This is a genomic window from Rhodococcus sp. AB351 (assembly GCF_049538275.1).
Taxonomy (GTDB): Bacteria; Actinomycetota; Actinomycetes; order Mycobacteriales; family Mycobacteriaceae; genus Rhodococcus.
Window position 1 is genome coordinate 64,134 of sequence record NZ_JBMVFW010000005.1, and the last position, 18,630, is coordinate 82,763.

Genomic DNA, 18,630 nt, shown 5'->3' on the forward strand with positions numbered 1-18,630 from the left:
GGGTCACATCTTCCGTTCTGCTGCCGTCCCGGCGGTCCCCGGAGGGCATGGTGCTAGGGTCGCCCGTGACACGGGGTGCTCCGCACGAGCGGGGCTGAGATCACACCCGTCGAACCTGATCAGGTAATGCTGACGAAGGGATGTCCCGACATGACCATGCCTGTCCCCACATCGATCCGTACCCTGCTCGCGCAATGAAGGCGCGGCGGACTCTCGCCGGACTGCTCACCCTCGTCGCCGCACTCTCCGCGGTCGTCGGGTGCTCGTCCGATTCCGGGAGCGACACCATCCGATTCGCGTTGGACTGGACGCCCAACACCAATCACACCGGTCTGTACGTGGCGCAGCAGGAGGGGCTGTTCGCCGATGCGGGTCTCGACGTCGAGATCCTGCCGTACAACAACGCGACCCCCGACACCCTCGTCGACGCCGGCAGCGCCGAGTTCGGAATCTCCACGCACGCCACATCGACCATCGCCAGAGCCGCCGGGTCCCGGACCGTCGCGGTCCTCGCACCGCTGCAGCACTGGGCGACGGGGATCGCCGTGCGAGCCGACAACGCCGAGATCACGCGGCCGGCGGATCTCGACGGCAAGACCTTCGCGGGCTTCGCCAACCCCGGTGAGGACGAGATGCTCGCCGAAGTGATCCGCAACGACGGTGGTCGCGGTGAGTTCGAGAACGTGACCCTCGGGACGTCGTCGTACGAGGCCGTCTACTCGTCGACCGCCGACTTCACCGTGTCGTACCTGGCGTGGGAGGGTCTCGAGGCCGAGCACCGCGGCCTGCCCATGCGGTACTTCGGTTTCACCGACTACGGCTTCCCCGACGCGTACGCGATCGTCGTCGACGGCAACGAGGACTGGATGACGGAGAACCCGGAGCAGGCACGCGCTTTCGTGCAGGCGCTGCACCAGGGTTACCGGATCGCCGCCGACGATCCCGATCGCGGGGCACGAGCTCTGATCGAGGCGAATCCCGGGGCCTTCCCCGACGAGGAACTCGTCTACGAGAGCCAACGCATGCTCGCCGCCGAGTACATACGCGACGCCTCCGGCGCCGTCGGGGTCCTCGACGCCGGGAAATGGTCGGGCTACGCCCGATTCCTGTACGAGAACGGCCTGCTGTCCGGACCCGACGGCAGCCCGTTGACGACCGAGCCGGACTGGTCGACCTATGTCACCGATGACTACCTCGAAGACCGATAGCACCGGCCGCGCACGTCGATTCCTTCCCGCCCTGCTCGTCGCCGGGGTGCTGGTCGGGATCTGGCAGTCGTACGTCGTAGTGAGCGGTATCCGACCGCAGGTGTTGCCCTCCCCCGCACGCGTTCTCACGCAGGGATGGGCGCATCGCGTCGACATCGCCGGGCACGCCTGGTCCACTCTGCAGGTCACGCTCGTCGGGTTCGCCGTGTCGCTGGCACTGGCGTGGGCTCTCGCGATCGCCGTGGACTTCTCGCCGTGGCTGCGACGGGCTTTCGTGCCGTTGTTCGTGGTGTCGCAGACTCTGCCGATCATCGCGATCGCCCCCTTGATGATCATCTGGTTCGGATTCGGACTGCTGCCGAAGATCCTCGTCATCGCGCTCGTGACGTTCTTCCCCGTCGCGATCGGACTGCTCGAAGGGTTCGCGGCGGCCGACCGCGAGGCGGGTGCGTTGCTGCGCAGCATGGGCGCGTCGCGGTGGCAGCAGTTCCGTTACGTGCGCCTGCCGTCCGCGCTCCCCCGCTTCTTCACCGCCCTGCGGATCGGCATCACCTACGCCGTGGTGGGCGCGGTGTTCGCCGAATACGTCGGCGCGACATCCGGTCTGGGCATCTACATGAGCACGCAGAAGAATTCGTTCCGCACCGATCTCGTGCTCGCAGCCGTGGTGGTGACGGCCGTTCTGTCGCTCACGCTGTACGCGCTGACCTACGTCGTCGAACGGGTTGTCGCGCCGTGGGCTCTCACGAGGAGTACGACATGAGTGCGGTGACGGTGACATCGGTCCGCAAGGCGTACGGCGACCGGGCGGTGATCGACGGCATCGACTGCTCCGTCGAACCCGGTGAGTTCGTGTCCGTCATCGGGCCGAGCGGCTGCGGCAAGTCGACGCTGTTCTCGATCGTCGCGGGACTCGAACAGCCCGACGCCGGACAGGCTCTCGTCGGCGACTCCCCCGCGGCGCCCGGGCGGGTCGCGCTGATGCCGCAGAAGGACCTGCTGTTCCCGTGGCGGACGGTGCTCGACAACTGCGCCCTCGGACTCGAGGTGCAGGGCGTGCCGCGATCCGACGCTCGTGCCCGCGCCCGTGAGCTGTTGCCGACCTTCGGCCTGGCGGGCTTCGAGGACGCCGCCCCGCACCAACTGTCGGGCGGTATGCGCCAACGCGCGTCGCTCGCACGCACGGTGCTGCAGGGGCGCGACGTGCTCCTTCTCGACGAGCCGTTCGGCGCACTGGATTCGCTCACCCGCACCGAGATGCAACTGTGGTTGCAGCAGGTGTGGCAGCAGCATCGGTGGACGGTGCTGATGGTGACGCACGACGTCCGCGAGGCAGTGTTGCTGTCCGATCGGGTCGTCGTCCTCGGTCCGCGACCGACGCGGGTGCAGCACGAGGTGCGTGTGCACCTGCCCCGACCTCGAACCCTGGAGACGTGCGTGTCGAGCGAGTTCGTGGCGCTCGAACACGAGCTCATGGAGGTCCTGCACCGCTCACGTCACGAGGATCAGCGGAGGATGTCCCCGAGATAGTCGCCGGTCGCTCTGCCCACCGGCGGTGCATCCGCTACAAAGTTCGCCGTCCGCTACAGAAATTGCCGTAGCGGATGGCGAGAACGGTAGCGGACGCGTCCGACGTACGCGACGCCGACTCCGTCGACGCGTTCTTCGCGACCGTCTACGACACTCTCGGCCCGGTCACCCTGGCGATCAACAACGCGGGCGTCGAGCAGTTCGGCTACCTGTGGGAGGTTCCCGCCGAGGATTGGCAGCGTGTTCTCGACATCAACGTCACGGGTGTGTTCAACGGCGTGCGGTCCGTCGTCCCGCGCATGGCGGAGGCAGGCATTCCGGCACACATCTGGAATCTGTCGTCCATCGGGGGGATCGGAGCAGCTCCGCGTCAAGCGCCCTACATCGTGTCCAAGCACTCGACCCTTGCCCTGACCGAGTGCCTGAAGCTGGAGGTCGAGGCGGCGGGATACGACATCACCGTCGCGGCGGTTCTGCCCGGCCCGGTGGTCAGCAGGATCTTCGAGCGGGCCGGCGGGGACTCGGAAGCCGGTGCACTCGAGCGCGAGGCGATGTTCAAGGTCGGTGAGAGCGCGATGCCCGCTATGGAAGCGGCGGAACGGATCTTCGCCCAGGCGGCCGACGGCGCGTTCTACCTGTCGACGCATCCGGAGATGACCGGCTACCTGATGAACGGACGCGCCGAGCAGCTCCGGGCCCAGAGCGCTCCGCAACTGCCTGTGGAGGCGTAGCACACCTTCGAGCTGTGACCATTCATCCGCTACAAAAATCGCCATCCGCTACGGCAATGCGCTGTAGCGGATGGCAAGAGAGGTAGCGAATGCATCGGGCGACCACGGACTTGTGCCCCCAGTGGGACTCGAACCCACACTTGGCGGATTTTAAGTCCGCTGCCTCTGCCAATTGGGCTATAGGGGCGTGGGGATCACATTAGCGTTCACGACTGTCCACCACCGCGCCGGGGCGCGAGATTCTTGAAGTACCGTGCGACGGGCCAGCGTTCGTATCCGGCACTCTCGTAGACGGCGCGCGCACCGGCGTGTCCGGGGTCGCCGCCCGTCTCGACCATCATCATGGTCATCCCGGCGGCGCGGACGAGGTCGTCGGCGTGGTTCATCAACGCCGACGCGACGCCTCTGCGCTGATGACGTGGGTCGACAGCGAGCACGTAGATCTCGCCCATGTTGTCCTCCGGGTGCACACGCACCGACACCCAGCCGAGCAGTTCGTCGCCGTCGACGGCCAGGTGGACCGACTCGGGTTCGTCGTCGAGAACCCGGCCGAGGTCGTCGATCTGCCGCGCCTCCCAGCCGTTCGGATAGAAGGAGTCGTAGACGAAGGCCGGGACGGCGGGCCGGTACAGCTCGAAGACGGGACGCCACGCCCGGATCGAGAGATCGAGTATGTCGCTTCGTCGTTCGGCCGTGTACTGTTCGATCCTCATGGCTCCTCGACCTCCTCGGATCCGATTTCGAGTGTGCTCTCACCCCGGCTGTAACGCACCTCGATTTCCGGCCGACATCCTGCGGGGACACAAGTACACAGCGGACAGCCGGGTGGTGGACCGGGCACGAAGAGAAGGACCATGGATGCGCTTCACGACCGCACGACCACTGACCGGGCGACTCGCCACCGCGGTAGCCGTCATGGCTCTGGCCGCGACGCCGAGCCTGGTGGCCCCACCTTCTGCACAGGCCGAGGGCATCGTCTACCCCGCGTCCGTGAACGACTCCTTCTACAGCACCCCCGACGACATCGCCGACCGGCAGCCCGGTGACGTCCTCGCCGCTCGCGTCGTTCCGCCGCCGCTCGGATTTCCCGGCACCGACGCCGTGCAGCTGAAGTTCCGGTCGACGAATTCCGCCGGCGAACCGATCTCCGCCGTGACGACCGTGCTGTCGCCCCAGGGTGGGGCGCCGGGTCGTCCGTTCGTCTCGTACCAGGCGATCATCAATGCACTCGGGCTCGAGTGCGCCCCGTCGGCCGCGCTGTACGCACCGAATCCGCTGCGAGGGATCCGGGAGTCCCCCGGCCTGCTCATCGCGATCCAGCGCGGCTGGTCGCTGGCCGTTCCCGACCATCTCGGACCGAACAGCGCCTACGGCGCCGCGAAGGTCGGCGGACAGATCACCCTCGACGGTATCCGGGCCGCGCAACGCTACGCCCCGCTCGAACTCGCCGACAGCCCGGTCGGAATCGCCGGCTACTCCGGCGGCGGGATGGCGACGGCGATGGCCGCGGCACTCGCCCCGACCTATGCGCCCGAGATCCCGATCGTCGGCTCCGCCTACGGTGGCGTCCCGATGGACATCGGCGAGATGGCCAGGGAACTCGGCGAATCCGCCCATCCCGCCTTCGGATTGGCGATGGCGGCCGCCCTCGGCCTCGAACGTGAGTACCCGGACCGCATGCCGGTCAGCGAGCAGCTCAACGGTGCGGGGCAGGAACTGCGCGACCGTATCGCCAACGCGTGCACCAACGAGATCCTGCTCGCCGGTGCGGGTCGCAGCATGGCCGACGTCGCCGACGCCGCGGTGGGTCTCGCCCTGCTCGACAGCCCGAGCGTGCAGGAGGTGCTGATGGAGAACAGCGTCGAGAAGGTCCCGACCGTGCCGAATGCGCCGGTGTACGAGTGGCATTCACCGACCGACGTGCTCATCCCCCTCGACGCGATCTCCACGACCCTGCGCAGGTACTGCGACGCCGGGGTGCCGGTGCGAACCGAACTCGTGCCGAGCCCCGATCACATCACCGCCGCCGTGATCGGCCTGCCGGGTGCGCTGGACTTCCTCGACGGCCGATTCGCCGGCGTCGCGCCGTCGTCGAACTGCGGGACGGTATGAACACCGCTCGGAGCGTGACCGGACGACGATTCCGTCGGACGTTCGCGGTCGGCGGCATGTCGCTTGCCCTGCTCGCGGTTCTTCCGGGCACGGCGTCCGCGCACCACCAGGAGTTCGTTCCTCTGCCGACCACATACTCGTTGGGGCGGGACCACTCGGTACCGTGCAGCGGGCAGCTGACCGGCCACGTGTTCGCCCCGCACGATCGACCGGGAACGATCCTCATCGATCTGTCCTGGTCGACGTTCTTCGGCGGTTCGTGCACCATCACCGCATTCGTCAACCACTGGGGAAGCAAGAGGAACGGCGTACGCGCCCTCGAGCTGACGTCGGCTCCCGGCGAACCCGGGCACGCTCCCAGCGGACAGATCAGTATCGACATCGGTTCCGGCGATGCGGGAATGACGGTGACCACGGACGGCCTCAACACGACCTATCTCGACCCCGCCCGGTTCACCACTCGCTTCACGGTGCCCTGACGGGATTTTCCGGTCGTACAATCGTTTCCGCTCGATCCGGCCAGGACATGCATCAGGCCCGTCTCGAATGACGAGGCGGGCCTGATGGTGTCTCGGATCCCCTGGGGGGGACGGGAGATCGAATCAGATCACGGTGATACCGGTGGCCTGGGGACCCTTGGCGCCCTGGCCGATCTCGAAGCGCACGCGTTGGTTCTCGTCGAGGCTGCGGTAGCCGCCCGACTGGATCTCCGAGTAGTGCGCGAACACGTCAGCGCTGCCGTCGTCGGGGGCGATGAAGCCGAATCCCTTGTCGGCGTTGAACCACTTCACGATTCCCTCTGCCATATCTGTCTCCTTCTGTCGTGTTACTCGAGCTCCGCCGAGAGTTCGGTGGAGCGAGGCCGCCATCACATGCGGTGACTTCCGAAAGGAGAACCAACCGCTCGCAACAAGGATTTGCGAGCGTGGACAAGACGCGAACAAAAACTTCGACCGAGGCACAGTCAACCACACATTCGCCGATTCGTGTGGATCGAACCCCGGAAACCGGGGTCGAACCCACACGAATCGGTGAACTAGCGGGCGACGGACAGGGCGATGCCGTCGAGGATGTCGTGCTCGCTCACGACCAGCTCGGTGATGCCGGCTCGGCGACCGAGTTCCTCGGCGAGCACCGTGGTGATGATCGAGCCGCCACCGATGACGTCGACGCGGCCGGGGTGCATCGGGCCGAGCGCCGCGCGCTTCTCACGGGTCGCGGCGACGAGACCGTCGCACACCTCGCGGAGGCGGTCGAACGGCACCGACGACAGGTGGATCTTCTCGGAGTCGTACTCGTCGAGTTCGAGGGCGAGCGCGGCGAGGGTGGTCATGGTGCCCGCGACACCCACCCAGGTGTGCGCCTGCTCGACCGGCACGCGTTCGAGTGCTTCGCGGATCTTGTCCGCCGCGACCTCCCGTGCCGCCGCGACCTGCTCGGCGGTCGGCGGGTCGTCGTGCAGGCACCGCTCCGTCAGCCGCACGCAGCCGATGTCGGTGGAGTAGGCCGCGTGCACACCGTCGGCGTCGCCGAGCACGACCTCGGTGGAACCGCCACCGAGATCGACGACGACGAAAGGCCCACGCGCGGAGTCGAGTTCACCGACAGCGCCGGCGAAGGACAGACGCGCCTCCTCGTCGCCGGTGATGACCTCTGCCTGGGCGCCGGGGATCACAGCACCGAGCACCTCGCGGGTCATCGCGAAGAAGTCCTCGCGGTTGCTCGCGTCGCGCGTGGCCGAGGTGGCGACCATGCGGACTGCGGTGGCGCCCGTCTCGCAGATGAGGTCGGCGTACTCCACCAGCGCGACCCGGGTGCGTTCGATCGCCTCGGGTGCGAGGCGACCGGTGGCATCGACGCCCTGCCCGAGCCGCACGACCTTCATGAGTCGGGTGACGTCGGTGAGCGTGCCGTCCTCCGCGATGTCGGCGATCAGCAGGCGGATGGAGTTGGTGCCGCAGTCGATTCCCGCGACCCTCACTGTTCTTCTCCGTGCAGCTCGGCGTAGGTGGGCCAGTCGGCGGGGATCGCCGTGCCACGCAGACCGGCGTCGGCGGCGAGGGCGACGGATTCGTCGCCGAGCGGGTTGACGCCCGGTCCCTTCGCCAGGGAGTGGGCGATCAGCACGTGCAGGCACTTGACGCGCTCGGGCATGCCTCCGCCGGTGAAGTCGGTGCCGAGCGACTCGATCGCGTCGCGTTCGGCCAGGTACGACTCGTGGGCGCGCAGGTAGCCCGCAGCCAGTTCCTCGTCGGTGCCGAGACGTTCCGTCATCTCCTTCATGACCCCGGCCGATTCCTGCCGGCTGGCCTCGGCCGTGAGGCGCGGGTCGGTGAGGTAGTAGAGCGTCGGGAAGGGCGTGCCGTCGGGCAGCTTGGGCGCGGTCTTCACCACTCCGGGCGCACCGTCGGGGCAACGGTAGGCGATGGCCAGGACACCGCGGGGTTCACGCCCGAGCTGGGCGGCGACGGCGTCGAGGTCTTCTTGCGTGACGTGATCGGTCACCCGGGAACATCTCCTGGTTCTGGGGGTGCCACAGGCATCTGCTGCGGCACGGGTTCGGGCTCGGGTTCGGGTGCCGGTTCGGAGACCGACAACCACAGGTCGCTGTACCAGGCGCCGGTCGTCGGCCGCTCGGGTTCGCGTTCCTCGCGTTCGGGTGGGGCGTCGCCCGGCAGTTGCACCTGGTAGGGAATGTCGCCGGGGACGACGAACCGCAGTCGCTCGCGGGCCTGGGCACGGACCCAGGCCGGATCCTCCATGCGGGCCTTCTGTTCCTCGAGGGCCGCGATCTCCTGTTCGAGCTGCACGCGTTCGGCGGCGAGCTGCTCGGCTTCGGAACGCTGGCTCACGTAGGTGCGCAGCGGTACCGCGAGGGTCAGGGCGAGACCGCACACGACGAGGGCGAGCACCACGGCGCGGCCGGTGGACAGGCCCAGGACGGTGCGTTCGGTGCGGGGACGGCGGGAGTCGCGGGGCGCGCCGACCCGGGTGGGGCGCGCTCGCCCCGAACCACCGGGGCGGCCGCGACCGGGCGACGAATGAACGGGGTCCTCGCGACCGGCCGGCCGCGCACCCGCGTTCTCGGCCGAGTGTTCGGCCGGGGCGGTAGATCCCGTGGGCCGGATCCGGCCCGGACGCCGGACGCCCGACACACCCTCGGTGCGGGTGCGCCTCGCTCCGGGACGGGATCTACCGCGCTGACTCATGCCGGCGATCAGCCCTCGACGGAGAACCGCGGGAAGGCGAGCTCGCCGGCGTAGCGAGCGACGTCACCGAGGGACTCCTCGATGCGCAGCAGCTGGTTGTACTTCGCGACACGCTCCGAACGGGCGGGCGCGCCGGTCTTGATCTGTCCGCTGCCGACGGCGACGGCGAGATCGGCGATGGTGGTGTCCTCGGTCTCGCCGGACCGATGGCTCATCATCGTCTTGTAGCCGTTGCGGTGCGCGAGGTCGACGGCGTCGAGGGTCTCGGTGAGGGTGCCGATCTGGTTGACCTTCACGAGCAGCGCGTTCGCGGCGCCCTTGACGATGCCGTCCTCGAGGCGCTCGGGGTTGGTGACGAACAGGTCGTCGCCGACGAGCTGGATCCTGTCGCCGATCTCTTCGGTGAGCGCGACCCAGCCCTCCCAGTCGTCCTCGCTGAGCGGATCCTCGATGGAGACCAGCGGGTACTGGCCGAGCAGCTCGGCGTAGAAGGCGCCCATCTCGGCGGCCGTGCGGTTCTGGCCCTCGAACTTGTAGCCGGTGCCCTCGGTGTAGAACTCGGTGGCCGCGACGTCCAGCGCGAGCGCGACGTCGCTGCCCAACTTCAGGCCGGTCTTACCGATGGCCTCGCTGATGAGGTCGAGCGCGGCCTTGGTGCCCGCGACGTCGGGGGCGAAGCCGCCCTCGTCGCCGAGGCCGGTGGCCAGGCCCTTGCTCTTGAGCACGGACTTGAGGGAGTGGTAGACCTCGGCACCCCAGCGGAGGGATTCCTTGAAGGTCGGGGCGCCGATCGGGGCGACCATGAACTCCTGGACGTCGACGCCCGTGTCGGCGTGGGCGCCACCGTTGAGGATGTTCATCATCGGAACGGGAAGGATGTGGGCGTTCGGGCCGCCGACGTAGCGGAACAGCTCGAGTCCGGACGACTCCGCACCGGCCTTCGCGACGGCGAGCGACGCGCCGAGCAGGGCGTTCGCGCCGAGGCGGCCCTTGTCGGGGGTGCCGTCGGCGTCGAGGAGGGCCTGGTCGACGGTGCGCTGCTCGGTGGCGTCGAGGCCGATGATGGCCGGGCCGATCTCGGCGAGGACGGCCTCGACGGCCTTCTCGACACCCTTGCCGAGGTAACGCTCGCCGCCGTCACGCAGCTCGACGGCCTCGTGCTCGCCGGTGGAGGCGCCCGACGGCACTGCAGCGCGGGCGAAACTTCCGTCCTCGAGCAGCACCTCGACCTCGACCGTGGGGTTGCCACGGGAGTCGAGGATTTCGCGGGCTCCTACCTGCTCAATGATGGCCACTGGCTGATTCTCCTTCGATGGACTGTCACGCTGCGGTGTCTGCACGCTGGGGACAGCCTAACGGTCGCGACCTGCGTGTGAGGCACAGGCGCGCTCGAGGCCCGGCGCGGTACCGTCTACGGCCGCACTCCCACGCCGTAGGCGGCGGCGCGGTCGCGGACGAGCATCAGGTATTCGGTGGACCGGTTGTAGGCCATCAGGGCGTTCGTCCAGCCCTCCGCGGTGGTCAGGTCGCCTCCGCGGGCGCACAGATAGCGACCCGCGGTCAGGGCTGCGTCGTCGATGTTGTCGGGGTCGGCGATGCCGTCGCCGTTCGCGTCGACACCCCACCGGTCCCAGGTCTCGGGGATGAACTGCATCGGCCCGACCGCCCGGTCGAGCACCGGGTCGCCGTCGAGGCGGCCACCGTCGGTGTCGCGGATCTCGGCGTTGCCCCGGGTGCCGTCGAGCGGGACACCTCGGATGGGCGGCGAGACGCTGCCGTCGGATCCGACGGACGCGCCGCCGAACCGTCCGTGGCTGCTCTCCACGTTGCCGATGCCGGCGAGGGTCGTCCACGACAGGCCGCATCCGGGGGTGCTGACCGCCAGGACGGCCGCCGCGTGCCCGTACGCCTCGAGTGCAGTGGTGGGGATGCCCAGTTCGCGGGACTGTGATTCGGCCCAGTCGGCGAGCTGCGCCGCTGTGCGGCCGGGACCGTTCACGTCGATGGGCGGAACGGGCAGGCCGGGAGCCGGTGGAACGCCGTCGGGGATCTCGACGGACGGCCGCCGGGGTGAGTGCAGTGCGGACTCGACCGCCACGAAGACGACGGCGACGAGCGCACTGAGCAGGACCACCGGCCACAGCCAGCGTCGGGGTTCTCGATCGGACGGCACCCCTCCATATTCCATACGGGACGAAAACCCCATGTAGACGCACCGGCAGATGCACCGGCAGACCCACCGGCGCCGACGATCCCGCCTGATCGTCGGCGCCGGCCTCGGAGGGTGGAATCCGCGAGGGGTCGGACTCCACCGGGGGTCAGGTTCCGACCGGGATGGTGTCACCCTCCTCACCCGGCACGGCGGCCACGGGTCGCGCACCGGACCACGCCTGCCACGCGCTGCTCACGATGTCGTTCAGGTCGCGGCGGGCCTGCCACCCGAGATCTCGGCTCATGCGTTCCGCATCGGCCACCACCCGCGCCGGATCCCCGGCACGTCGATCACCGACCCGCCAGTCGAAGCACACGCCGCTCGCGCGCTGCACCGCCCTCATCACTTCCAGCACACTTGCGCCGTGCCCGCGTCCGACGTTGTAGGTGGCGGCGGTGCGTGCGGACCGTGTCGTCGGCACCACGGCCGCGTGCGCATCTGCCAGGTCTGCGACATGGATGTAGTCGCGGATGCATGTTCCGTCCGGAGTCTCGTAGTCGTCTCCGTAGACGGTCGGGGGTAGACCCTCGTCCAGGGCCTGGAACACCTTCGGGACAAGATTGTGCGCCCCCCTGTCCGCGAGACTCGGTTCTCCGGCTCCTGCCACGTTGAAGTACCGCAGGGCCGTCCAGCTGATGCCTTCGGCTGCAGCGATGTCGCGCAGCATCCACTCGCACATCAGCTTCGTCCGCCCGTAGGGGGAGGCCGGGTTCGTGGGCGAGTTCTCTGTGACCCTCTCGCAGTCGGTCGTGCCGTATACCGCTGCGCTCGACGAGAACACGATCGACCGCACGTCCGTACGCACCATTGCCTCGAGAATGCTCAACATCCCGAAGACGTTCTCGCGGTAGTAGTACCCGGGCCGGGCTGTCGACTCGTCCACGGCCTTCCGACCGGCGAGGTGGACCACGGAGTCGACGTCGTAGAGATCGAGCACATCGGCCACGAATGCACTGTCGCAGACGGTCCCGGTCTCCAACGGCACACCGTCGGGGACCAGTTCCGGCCGTCCGGTGGAGAGGTCGTCCAAGACGACGACCTCATGGCCGTCCCGGAGCAACGACCTGACGACATGCGCTCCTATGTAACCGGCACCTCCGGTGACCATCAGCATCGTGTCCGCCTCTCGTAGACAAGCGTGGGTCGGGATCGAATTCGGAACAGAAGGGTGTGGATCAGTACGCACTGTCGCCGCGGAGGACGGCGCCCACCGTGCGCCGGAGGATCGACAGATCCATCAGGAGCGTCCAGTTCTCGATGTAGCGCAGATCCAGCCGAACGGACTCGTCCCAGTGGAGATGGTCACGACGACTGACCTGCCACAGTCCGGTGAGTCCGGGTTTGACGAACAACCGGCGCGCGGCGCCATCGTTCCCGTACCGCTCGACCTCGGATTCGAGCGGTGGCTGGGGCCCTACCAGCGACATGTCCCCCTTGACGACGTTGACCAGCTGTGGAAGTCCGTCGAGCGAATGCCGGCGGATGAACCGCGCGATCCGGCTCGCGCCCGGATCGTTGCGGAACTTGTATACGGTGTACGTGCGTCCACCGCGTCCCACCCGGACCTGGGAGTGCAGAATCGGACCCGCACCGTCGACCTTCGTCGCGACAGCGACGACCAGCATCACCGGTGCGAAGATCATCAGGATGAGCATCGCCAGGACCCGGTCGAGTACGTTCTTCACGATCCAGGCGGGGCCGCTGTAGCAGGGGGCGCTCAACTGCAGCAGAGGTAGCCCCGAGACCGGGGTGATGTGCAGGCGCGGTCCGACGACGTCCATGAGCACAGGGGCGACGAGCAGGTCCGCGCCGAGCCGTTCGAGTTCCCAGCTCAGGTTCCGCATCCTCGGATGTGACCATCGGCCGGACGGCAACAGCGCGACCGCTTCGAAACGATGCTGTTCGACGATGGTGATGACGTTCTCGTCCGTGCCGAGCACGGGGACGTCGTCGATCGCGAGGGGGCGGGCATCGGCAGAAGCGTCGGGCGCAAGGCAGATGCCGTCGACCCGCCACCCCGCTTGCTGCAGAGAATCGGCACGCGCGACGAGTTCGTGCACTTCGTCGAGGTCCCCGGCCACCAGCACCGAACGGAGACAACGACCTTGCGAACGCCCCCGGGACAGTCGCCACTGCAGGATCTTCCGGCCCGCCAGGGTGAGCACGAGCGCGATCGGCAAGGCGCCGAAGGCCCAGGACCGGCCCGCAGAGGTCCCCCATCCGTATCCGGCGACAGCGAGCGCCGCGATCGCGAACAGGTATCCTCGGAGGATTCGCCGATACTCCTCACCGCCGGATCCGAGAGTCCTTTCGTCCCAGACCCTCTGGGCGGCAAGCGAGACGATCGTCGTCAGCAGGGCGGCAGCGACGACGACCGGCGCCCGCCACGAGTCGATTCCGCCACGCAGGTAGCCGACCATCACGACGGCGTGAGCGACCACGAGAGCGAGCAGGTCGCAGCACACCACTGTCGTCCGGTACCGGCGTTCCCATCCCGTCCTCTGGATCACCGGGGCGACAGGAGCGAACGGCACGTCGGCAGGGAGGACGATCGAGTATCCCGGCTTCCGATGCCGCAGTAGGGCCACCCGGGACGAATCGTCGAGCGTTGCCGCAGAACCGTTCTCACGCTTGTACATTCAAGGTCATCCCTGCTCGGAGTCGTTGACGCCCCGACCATCAAACCGTACCTTGAGAATGTTTTATTGGCAATAACAAACTTGCCGTCAATCAATATTCGATTGTTCCGTATCCGTTCGCCGGCCCCCTCCATCGGTCCGCTCCCCACGGCAACCGGATGTGCCCGGTCCGCAACATCGGTTCGATCCGTTCCGGTGCGGCCGGCTTACTCAACAGGAAACCTTGCGCACGCGTGCACCCCAGTTCCAGAAGGTGTTTCACCGCCCCCATCGTCTCGACACCCTCTGCCACGACGTAGAGCCCGAACGAGGAAGCCAGTCCCACGATGGAATCGACGATGACCCGATCGCCCTCACTGTGCTCGAGATTCCGGACGAACCCTCTGTCGATCTTCAAGGTGTCGACGGGTAGGGACTGCAGATGCCCCAGGGAGCTGTATCCGGTTCCGAAATCGTCGATCGCGACCCAGACCCCCAGCCGCTCGAGGCGGGAGAGGGTGTCCTTCGTCCGATTCAAGTCACCGACAACTACATTCTCGGTGATCTCGAGGCACAACTCCGACCCCGCCATGTCGTATCGCCGAAGAACCGATTTGACTGTCGTGTCGAAATCCATCGATACCAGTTGCACCGGCGACACGTTGACACTCATGATCATGCGGAGATCCGGTATCCGCTGCTTCCATTCCGCCAGCTGCGCACACGCTCGTCCGATCACCCATTCGCCGAGTTCCCCGGCAAGATTGGTCGACTCTGCGATCTCGATGAACTCCCCCGGCTGGAGGAGACCCAGCGGTGAATTCTTCCACCGCACCAGCGCCTCGACGCCGAGGATCTTTCCCGTACGAAGGTCGACCTCCGGTTGGTATTCCAGCATCAGATGGTCGTCGTCGATCGACGTGCGCAGGTTCATCTCGATGATGGTCCGGCGTTCGACCTTCTCGTTCATGTCCTCGGTGAAGACACCGATACCGTTGCCTCCCTGCCGCTTCGCCACCATCATCGCCTGATCTGCATGACTGAGAAGGGCTGCCGAGTCCACCTCTCCCGGTGTTCCGAGCGCAACACCGACGCTGACCCCGCGGCCGACGGTCTGTCCGCCGAGCGCTACGGACACCCCCACCGCTTCATGCATCGCTTCTGCGCGTGTCATCGCCTCCTCGAGGGAGCTGACCCCTGCCAGCACGATCACGAACTCGTCACCTCCGAGACGCGCCACCAGGTCGTCTTCTTCACTTCCCTTCGAGAGGCGTTCAGCGATACGGCAGAGATATGCGTCAGCGGCCTGATGCCCCAGGAAGTCGTTCAACGCCTTGAGCCGGTCGAGATCGAGGAACAACACTCCGACCGGACCCGGTTCGTCCTCCTGCAATCTGTGGTCGAGATGTTCGAACAACGCGCGCCGACTCGCCAACCCGGTGAGTGCGTCGTGATACGCCGCTCGTCGTAGATCCTCCTCGGCTTGAACACGGGCCTGCACCTGGGCGAGGAGAGCTGCGATGAGCGTCAGCGCATTGACCTCGTCCTCGCTCCACGGCCGGTACCCCTCCTTCACGAAACCCAGCGTCCCGGTCGTCACCTGTCCGGACACCAGTGGCACCGCGGCCACTGAGACATCCGGCATTCCGGAACCCGCGCGTACCCGGTCGACGTAACCCGACGCGTCCAGCGGAGTATCGGACGGCAGTTCCACAGGAATCAGCAACGGCTTCTTCATGTGTTCGGAGGCGGCGAATATCGGGTCCGCGTCCCGGAAATAGACCGTCCCCAGCGGATCCGGGTCGGGAACGTTGCCGCGTGGCGGCCACTCCGCGATCAGGATCGTCGCTCCGATCGCATGATCGTTGTACCGAAGGAAACAAGTGTCGATGTCGAGGTGCTCGAAGAGATCCTGCAGCACGCCCCGGGCGACCTCCCGATGTGATGCGGCATCCGCCGGCATCAGACGTGCTGCGATCCTGGTGACCAGGCTCTCGAACGTCGATCGTGTCCCGGGCATCGCGTCCCCATCGTCGAATTCAGCAAGTGGTGGTCCCACCGGCGGCCGTGACGTCCCGCACCCGATCGGTGCGACGCCTGCTGCGGGGCGTACCGACAGGGGCGCGGCCCAGACGCATCAGCAGGGCGACCCTGCGGTCTCCATCGACCTGCAGCACCGCAGCGAGATCCTTCTGCAGCGCCCCGAGGTCGTCCACCCGCTCCGGACACAACCGCGCCAGATCCTCACAGGAGTCGGCATACAGGAAGATCGGTGAGACCGGATGCACTGCCAGTCCCTGCCGTTGCGCTGCGATCCACACACTTTCGACCGCAGCGCCGGCGCGGACGTAGTCGGCCGGGGATGCCCCTTCTGCGAACACGGCGAGGACTCCGGGACTTCCCGATACTCGATCCCGCGTGATCCTGCCGAGCCCACCGCCGAGATCCCATTCTCTGAGCCGATCGAGAGCATCGTGACGGAGAACGACGTCGAGCATCGCCTCCTCTGCGGTGTCGAGACCGAGTGAGGCCACCTCGATTCCGCTGTCCGGATCGGGATCGCCGGGCCACCGCAATTCACGGATCAGCTCTGTCCGGAGCGAAGGGGTCAGATACCGCAATCGATCCGACTCCGCCAGGATCTCGGCGATCGCACCGATCTCGTCGGGCGCGGTGACGAGCCGGATCTGCCCCTGGACGAGTTCGGCCGCCGTGTGCAGCGCCGATATCTGGCCGTCGGTGATCGCGTACCCGTCGCTGGGATATCGATTGGTCTCGCGAGCGAGCATCGTGTCGTACTGCGCCGCGAGATCCGGGTCCGTACCGATGCCGAGTTCGAAGCGCATGACCGGGACACCCGGCCCGATGTCGTCGTCCTCCGCGAGAAAAGTATGTCCCCCGAGAACGCCGTGGACTGCGGCAGCGACACGCGCGTTGTGCAGCGCCGCACCGAGCGCTACCCAGCTTCCTCGCCGGTGCAGATCCATGAGCACCGGCTCCGGATCGTGCGCGAGAGCGAAGACCGCGCTGCCGGACTCGACGAGGATGGACCACGGCTGGGCGTTGCCACCCGAGGGTGCCCTGATCGCAGCGTCCACGATCGCGGTCATCGGATCGTCCACCACCGGTTTGCTCGGCGAGACGGCATCTGGTTCGACCATCGCGTGTACCGGGACTTCGGGAAGGGCGAGCCTGAGATCGAGATCGATTCGGCATCGGCCCGATCCGATCGGGTCGCCGAGGACGATTGCCCGCACCGCGGTCGCCACCGTGACTCCCCCCAGGCCGACATCGCTGCCGAGCTGTGGCCACGCCTCGAGCGTCTCGCCCACCTCGAGGAGGGATGCGGCCAGCCTCGTGGATATCTGCTCCGCGCCGAGGATCCTCAACACGTACGGAACCTTGTCGCGGTTGGAGAGCGTAGCGAGTACCTCGGGATCGAGGTCGCCGAGCAACCCGTGGAAGGGTGGGCGTTCGTCGACGTCGAAGCGCTCGACGTCGAGCAGACCACGGTCGCTGGTGTGCATCACCACGGGAACGCGCCGGCGAGCGGCTGCGATCCGGATCAGCAGCTTCACGTCGAGCGAGTCGCATTCGTCGACCGTCACGTCGAGGCCGTCGACGAAGGCGTCGACCGTCTCGGGGGTGACGCCCTCGGACCACACCTCGATCGGAAGGTAGGGATCGAGTTCGGCGATGCGCCGCGCGGCAATGACGGCCTTGTTGGTCCCGAGGTCCAGCAGCGATACCGGGATCCTGTTCAGATTCGATAGTTCGAGTGTGTCGAAATCGGCGAGTCGCAGCGCACCGCACGCACCTTCCAGTGCCAGGGTGTACGCCACGGCATGGCCGACGCTGAGCCCCACGACTCCGACCGTCGCGGTACGAAGCCGCGTCTGCTCACTCCCGGTGATCTTGTTCCGGTTGCGGTCCAGACGAAGTCGCTCGAATCCCTCGGGGCCGAGGACTCGCACCACCGTGCGACGCCACGGATAGTAGGCCCACCGGGGCGCTTCCTCCGTCGTCCCATCGCCGAGACGGGCCAGGCCGGTGAGCTGCTCGTCCAGCCGATCCCGCACGGTGACTCCCTCACCTCGCAGGCGATGCAACTCCTCCATGTCCGCTTCCCGATCCTCGGCCAGCAGTACCGCGCTGTACACCGTCTCCCCGGAACCGTCACCCCTATCCGGACCTGCAGTCATCCCGCCTCCGTGCCCGATGCGTCGCGTATGTCCCTACTCCCCGGGAACCACGTCGCGGGGTCCTCCCCACCGGGAACCAGAAGCGAGGCACCGAGCTTCTCGAGGTCCCGGCTCCGCCGGTCCGACCCGCACCGCATCCGGTCCCACAGCAACAGTTGCGTCTCGTACCGGTCGTCGGGATAGGGAGCGGACGGTATCCGATCCACGACGTCCGCACCGGTCCTGCGCCACATCTCCAGCGCGTTCCGCGAAGCGGTACCCACCAGATACCGGGCTCCCAGCAGTTCCATGCAGTAGGTCGCCGTGCGCGCCACTCCCGCGCTGAGCTCCCGACGGTTCGACGCGTCCTCCGCCACCCACCCCGTCTTCGCCTCGACCAGACCGTGCGCGAGACACGGTTCCAGGGTCCGGACCACAGCCGCCCGGTGAAGAGGATCCGTCCACTCATGCACCGCATGTGCCTCCTCGGCACGCTCGTACGGCCCGAGAGCCCGCGACCCGCCGTGCACCTTCCCGTCCGCAGTAACGGCGGCGAAGAAGTAGGTCGTGATCGTGCCGTCGCGGATCAGGTCGTATTCGAGTGCGATCTCCACGTCGTACCGCCGATAGGAGTTCCGGGCGCCGGCCAGGAATCGACGCCACAATTCCGGTTCGGTCGTCGGCGACGCGGCGACGAAGTGATAACCCGAATCCTCGTCCCAGAAGCCCAGCGTGCGGTGCGATAACGGAAGTTTCGGCTCCACGAACACCCTTTCCCCCGGGAACGACGAGCACCCCCCGACCACAACGAGGTCGTGTGCTCGTCGCC

The 18,630-nt window shown here is 67.3% G+C and carries 18 protein-coding genes, 1 tRNA gene and 1 riboswitch; of the genes, 6 read left to right on the top strand and 13 right to left on the bottom strand.

The window, feature by feature from the left end:
• Positions 1-61 precede the first annotated feature (61 nt).
• A riboswitch (TPP riboswitch) is annotated at positions 62-158 on the top strand.
• 36 nt (positions 159-194) lie between these two features.
• The 4 genes from ACPCXD_RS12640 (at position 195) to ACPCXD_RS12655 (ending at position 3,469) form a co-directional block, all read left to right on the top strand.
• Positions 195-1,208 carry an ABC transporter substrate-binding protein gene (locus ACPCXD_RS12640; RefSeq protein ID WP_423659810.1) on the top strand — a complete coding sequence of 338 codons (1,014 nt, stop codon included), beginning with the start codon at positions 195-197 and terminating at the stop codon, positions 1,206-1,208.
• A complete protein-coding gene (locus tag ACPCXD_RS12645; RefSeq protein WP_423659812.1) occupies positions 1,186-1,971 on the top strand; it encodes an ABC transporter permease in 786 nt (261 codons plus the stop codon). Before ACPCXD_RS12640 ends, ACPCXD_RS12645 begins: the two co-directional genes overlap by 23 nt.
• Positions 1,968-2,738, top strand: coding sequence for an ABC transporter ATP-binding protein (locus ACPCXD_RS12650; protein ID WP_301851159.1), 771 nt, complete (start codon positions 1,968-1,970; stop codon positions 2,736-2,738). Before ACPCXD_RS12645 ends, ACPCXD_RS12650 begins: the two co-directional genes overlap by 4 nt.
• Positions 2,739-2,812: 74 nt before the next feature.
• Positions 2,813-3,469, top strand: a complete 657-nt coding sequence (locus ACPCXD_RS12655) for an SDR family NAD(P)-dependent oxidoreductase (protein WP_423659814.1) — start codon at positions 2,813-2,815, stop codon at positions 3,467-3,469.
• Positions 3,470-3,582: 113 nt separating this feature from the next.
• On the opposite strand, the gene ACPCXD_RS12660 is transcribed toward ACPCXD_RS12655, so the two are convergent.
• Both ACPCXD_RS12660 and ACPCXD_RS12665 read right to left on the bottom strand, forming a co-directional pair.
• A tRNA-Leu gene (locus tag ACPCXD_RS12660) sits at positions 3,583-3,656 on the bottom strand.
• Positions 3,657-3,675: 19 nt separating this feature from the next.
• On the bottom strand, positions 3,676-4,182 hold the full coding sequence (locus ACPCXD_RS12665; RefSeq protein WP_145691624.1) for a GNAT family N-acetyltransferase: 507 nt from the start codon (positions 4,180-4,182) through the stop codon (positions 3,676-3,678).
• Between the two features lie 145 nt (positions 4,183-4,327).
• Here ACPCXD_RS12665 and ACPCXD_RS12670 point away from each other — a divergent pair, with 145 nt between their 5' ends.
• Both ACPCXD_RS12670 and ACPCXD_RS12675 read left to right on the top strand, forming a co-directional pair.
• A complete protein-coding gene (locus ACPCXD_RS12670) occupies positions 4,328-5,581 on the top strand; it encodes a lipase family protein (RefSeq protein WP_423659819.1) in 1,254 nt (417 codons plus the stop codon).
• A gap of 14 nt (positions 5,582-5,595) precedes the next feature.
• Positions 5,596-6,060, top strand: coding sequence for a hypothetical protein (locus ACPCXD_RS12675; protein WP_145691626.1), 465 nt, complete (start codon positions 5,596-5,598; stop codon positions 6,058-6,060).
• Between the two features lie 123 nt (positions 6,061-6,183).
• On the opposite strand, the gene ACPCXD_RS12680 is transcribed toward ACPCXD_RS12675, so the two are convergent.
• The 11 genes from ACPCXD_RS12680 to ACPCXD_RS12730 all read right to left on the bottom strand — a co-directional run bounded on the left by ACPCXD_RS12680 (position 6,184) and on the right by ACPCXD_RS12730 (position 18,565).
• On the bottom strand, positions 6,184-6,387 hold the full coding sequence (locus tag ACPCXD_RS12680) for a cold-shock protein (protein ID WP_145691627.1): 204 nt from the start codon (positions 6,385-6,387) through the stop codon (positions 6,184-6,186).
• A 230-nt stretch (positions 6,388-6,617) separates the two neighbouring features.
• Positions 6,618-7,562, bottom strand: a complete 945-nt coding sequence (locus ACPCXD_RS12685; protein ID WP_423659821.1) for a Ppx/GppA phosphatase family protein — start codon at positions 7,560-7,562, stop codon at positions 6,618-6,620.
• Positions 7,559-8,086: a DUF501 domain-containing protein gene (locus ACPCXD_RS12690; protein ID WP_423659823.1), complete on the bottom strand. Its 528-nt coding sequence runs from the start codon at positions 8,084-8,086 to the stop codon at positions 7,559-7,561. The genes ACPCXD_RS12685 and ACPCXD_RS12690 overlap by 4 nt, the downstream gene beginning before the upstream one ends.
• A complete protein-coding gene (locus tag ACPCXD_RS12695; protein ID WP_229567416.1) occupies positions 8,083-8,790 on the bottom strand; it encodes an FtsB family cell division protein in 708 nt (235 codons plus the stop codon). The genes ACPCXD_RS12690 and ACPCXD_RS12695 overlap by 4 nt, the downstream gene beginning before the upstream one ends.
• A gap of 8 nt (positions 8,791-8,798) precedes the next feature.
• The gene (eno, locus tag ACPCXD_RS12700) at positions 8,799-10,085 is read right to left on the bottom strand and encodes a phosphopyruvate hydratase (protein WP_094980862.1); all 1,287 of its coding nucleotides are present in this window, start codon (positions 10,083-10,085) and stop codon (positions 8,799-8,801) included.
• Positions 10,086-10,201: 116 nt separating this feature from the next.
• Complete coding sequence (locus ACPCXD_RS12705) at positions 10,202-10,924, bottom strand: lytic transglycosylase domain-containing protein (protein ID WP_423659993.1); 723 nt, start codon at positions 10,922-10,924, stop codon at positions 10,202-10,204.
• A 184-nt stretch (positions 10,925-11,108) separates the two neighbouring features.
• Entirely contained in the window at positions 11,109-12,116 is a 1,008-nt protein-coding gene (gene galE, locus ACPCXD_RS12710; protein WP_229567414.1) for a UDP-glucose 4-epimerase GalE, read from the bottom strand.
• Positions 12,117-12,177: 61 nt separating this feature from the next.
• The gene (locus ACPCXD_RS12715; protein ID WP_229567413.1) at positions 12,178-13,641 is read right to left on the bottom strand and encodes a sugar transferase; all 1,464 of its coding nucleotides are present in this window, start codon (positions 13,639-13,641) and stop codon (positions 12,178-12,180) included.
• Positions 13,642-13,732: 91 nt separating this feature from the next.
• Positions 13,733-15,640, bottom strand: coding sequence for a putative bifunctional diguanylate cyclase/phosphodiesterase (locus ACPCXD_RS12720; protein WP_229567412.1), 1,908 nt, complete (start codon positions 15,638-15,640; stop codon positions 13,733-13,735).
• A gap of 19 nt (positions 15,641-15,659) precedes the next feature.
• Positions 15,660-17,822 carry an Rv1355c family protein gene (locus tag ACPCXD_RS12725; protein ID WP_229567411.1) on the bottom strand — a complete coding sequence of 721 codons (2,163 nt, stop codon included), beginning with the start codon at positions 17,820-17,822 and terminating at the stop codon, positions 15,660-15,662.
• Positions 17,819-18,565 carry a hypothetical protein gene (locus ACPCXD_RS12730; RefSeq protein ID WP_229567410.1) on the bottom strand — a complete coding sequence of 249 codons (747 nt, stop codon included), beginning with the start codon at positions 18,563-18,565 and terminating at the stop codon, positions 17,819-17,821. The genes ACPCXD_RS12725 and ACPCXD_RS12730 overlap by 4 nt, the downstream gene beginning before the upstream one ends.
• Positions 18,566-18,630 lie beyond the last annotated feature (65 nt).

Excerpts from the sequence above, each read along its gene's own strand:
- ACPCXD_RS12640 (WP_423659810.1), top strand. The coding sequence starts at position 195 with ATGAAGGCGCGGCGGACTCTCGCCGGACTGCTCACCCTCGTCGCCGCA.
- ACPCXD_RS12645 (WP_423659812.1), top strand. The coding sequence starts at position 1,186 with ATGACTACCTCGAAGACCGATAGCACCGGCCGCGCACGTCGATTCCTT.
- ACPCXD_RS12650 (WP_301851159.1), top strand. The coding sequence starts at position 1,968 with ATGAGTGCGGTGACGGTGACATCGGTCCGCAAGGCGTACGGCGACCGG.
- ACPCXD_RS12655 (WP_423659814.1), top strand. The coding sequence starts at position 2,813 with ATGGCGAGAACGGTAGCGGACGCGTCCGACGTACGCGACGCCGACTCC.
- ACPCXD_RS12665 (WP_145691624.1), bottom strand. The coding sequence starts at position 4,182 with ATGAGGATCGAACAGTACACGGCCGAACGACGAAGCGACATACTCGAT.
- ACPCXD_RS12670 (WP_423659819.1), top strand. The coding sequence starts at position 4,328 with ATGCGCTTCACGACCGCACGACCACTGACCGGGCGACTCGCCACCGCG.
- ACPCXD_RS12680 (WP_145691627.1), bottom strand. The coding sequence starts at position 6,387 with ATGGCAGAGGGAATCGTGAAGTGGTTCAACGCCGACAAGGGATTCGGC.
- ACPCXD_RS12695 (WP_229567416.1), bottom strand. The coding sequence starts at position 8,790 with ATGAGTCAGCGCGGTAGATCCCGTCCCGGAGCGAGGCGCACCCGCACC.
- galE (WP_229567414.1), bottom strand. The coding sequence starts at position 12,116 with ATGCTGATGGTCACCGGAGGTGCCGGTTACATAGGAGCGCATGTCGTC.
- ACPCXD_RS12715 (WP_229567413.1), bottom strand. The coding sequence starts at position 13,641 with ATGTACAAGCGTGAGAACGGTTCTGCGGCAACGCTCGACGATTCGTCC.
- ACPCXD_RS12720 (WP_229567412.1), bottom strand. The coding sequence starts at position 15,640 with ATGCCCGGGACACGATCGACGTTCGAGAGCCTGGTCACCAGGATCGCA.
- ACPCXD_RS12725 (WP_229567411.1), bottom strand. The coding sequence starts at position 17,822 with ATGACTGCAGGTCCGGATAGGGGTGACGGTTCCGGGGAGACGGTGTAC.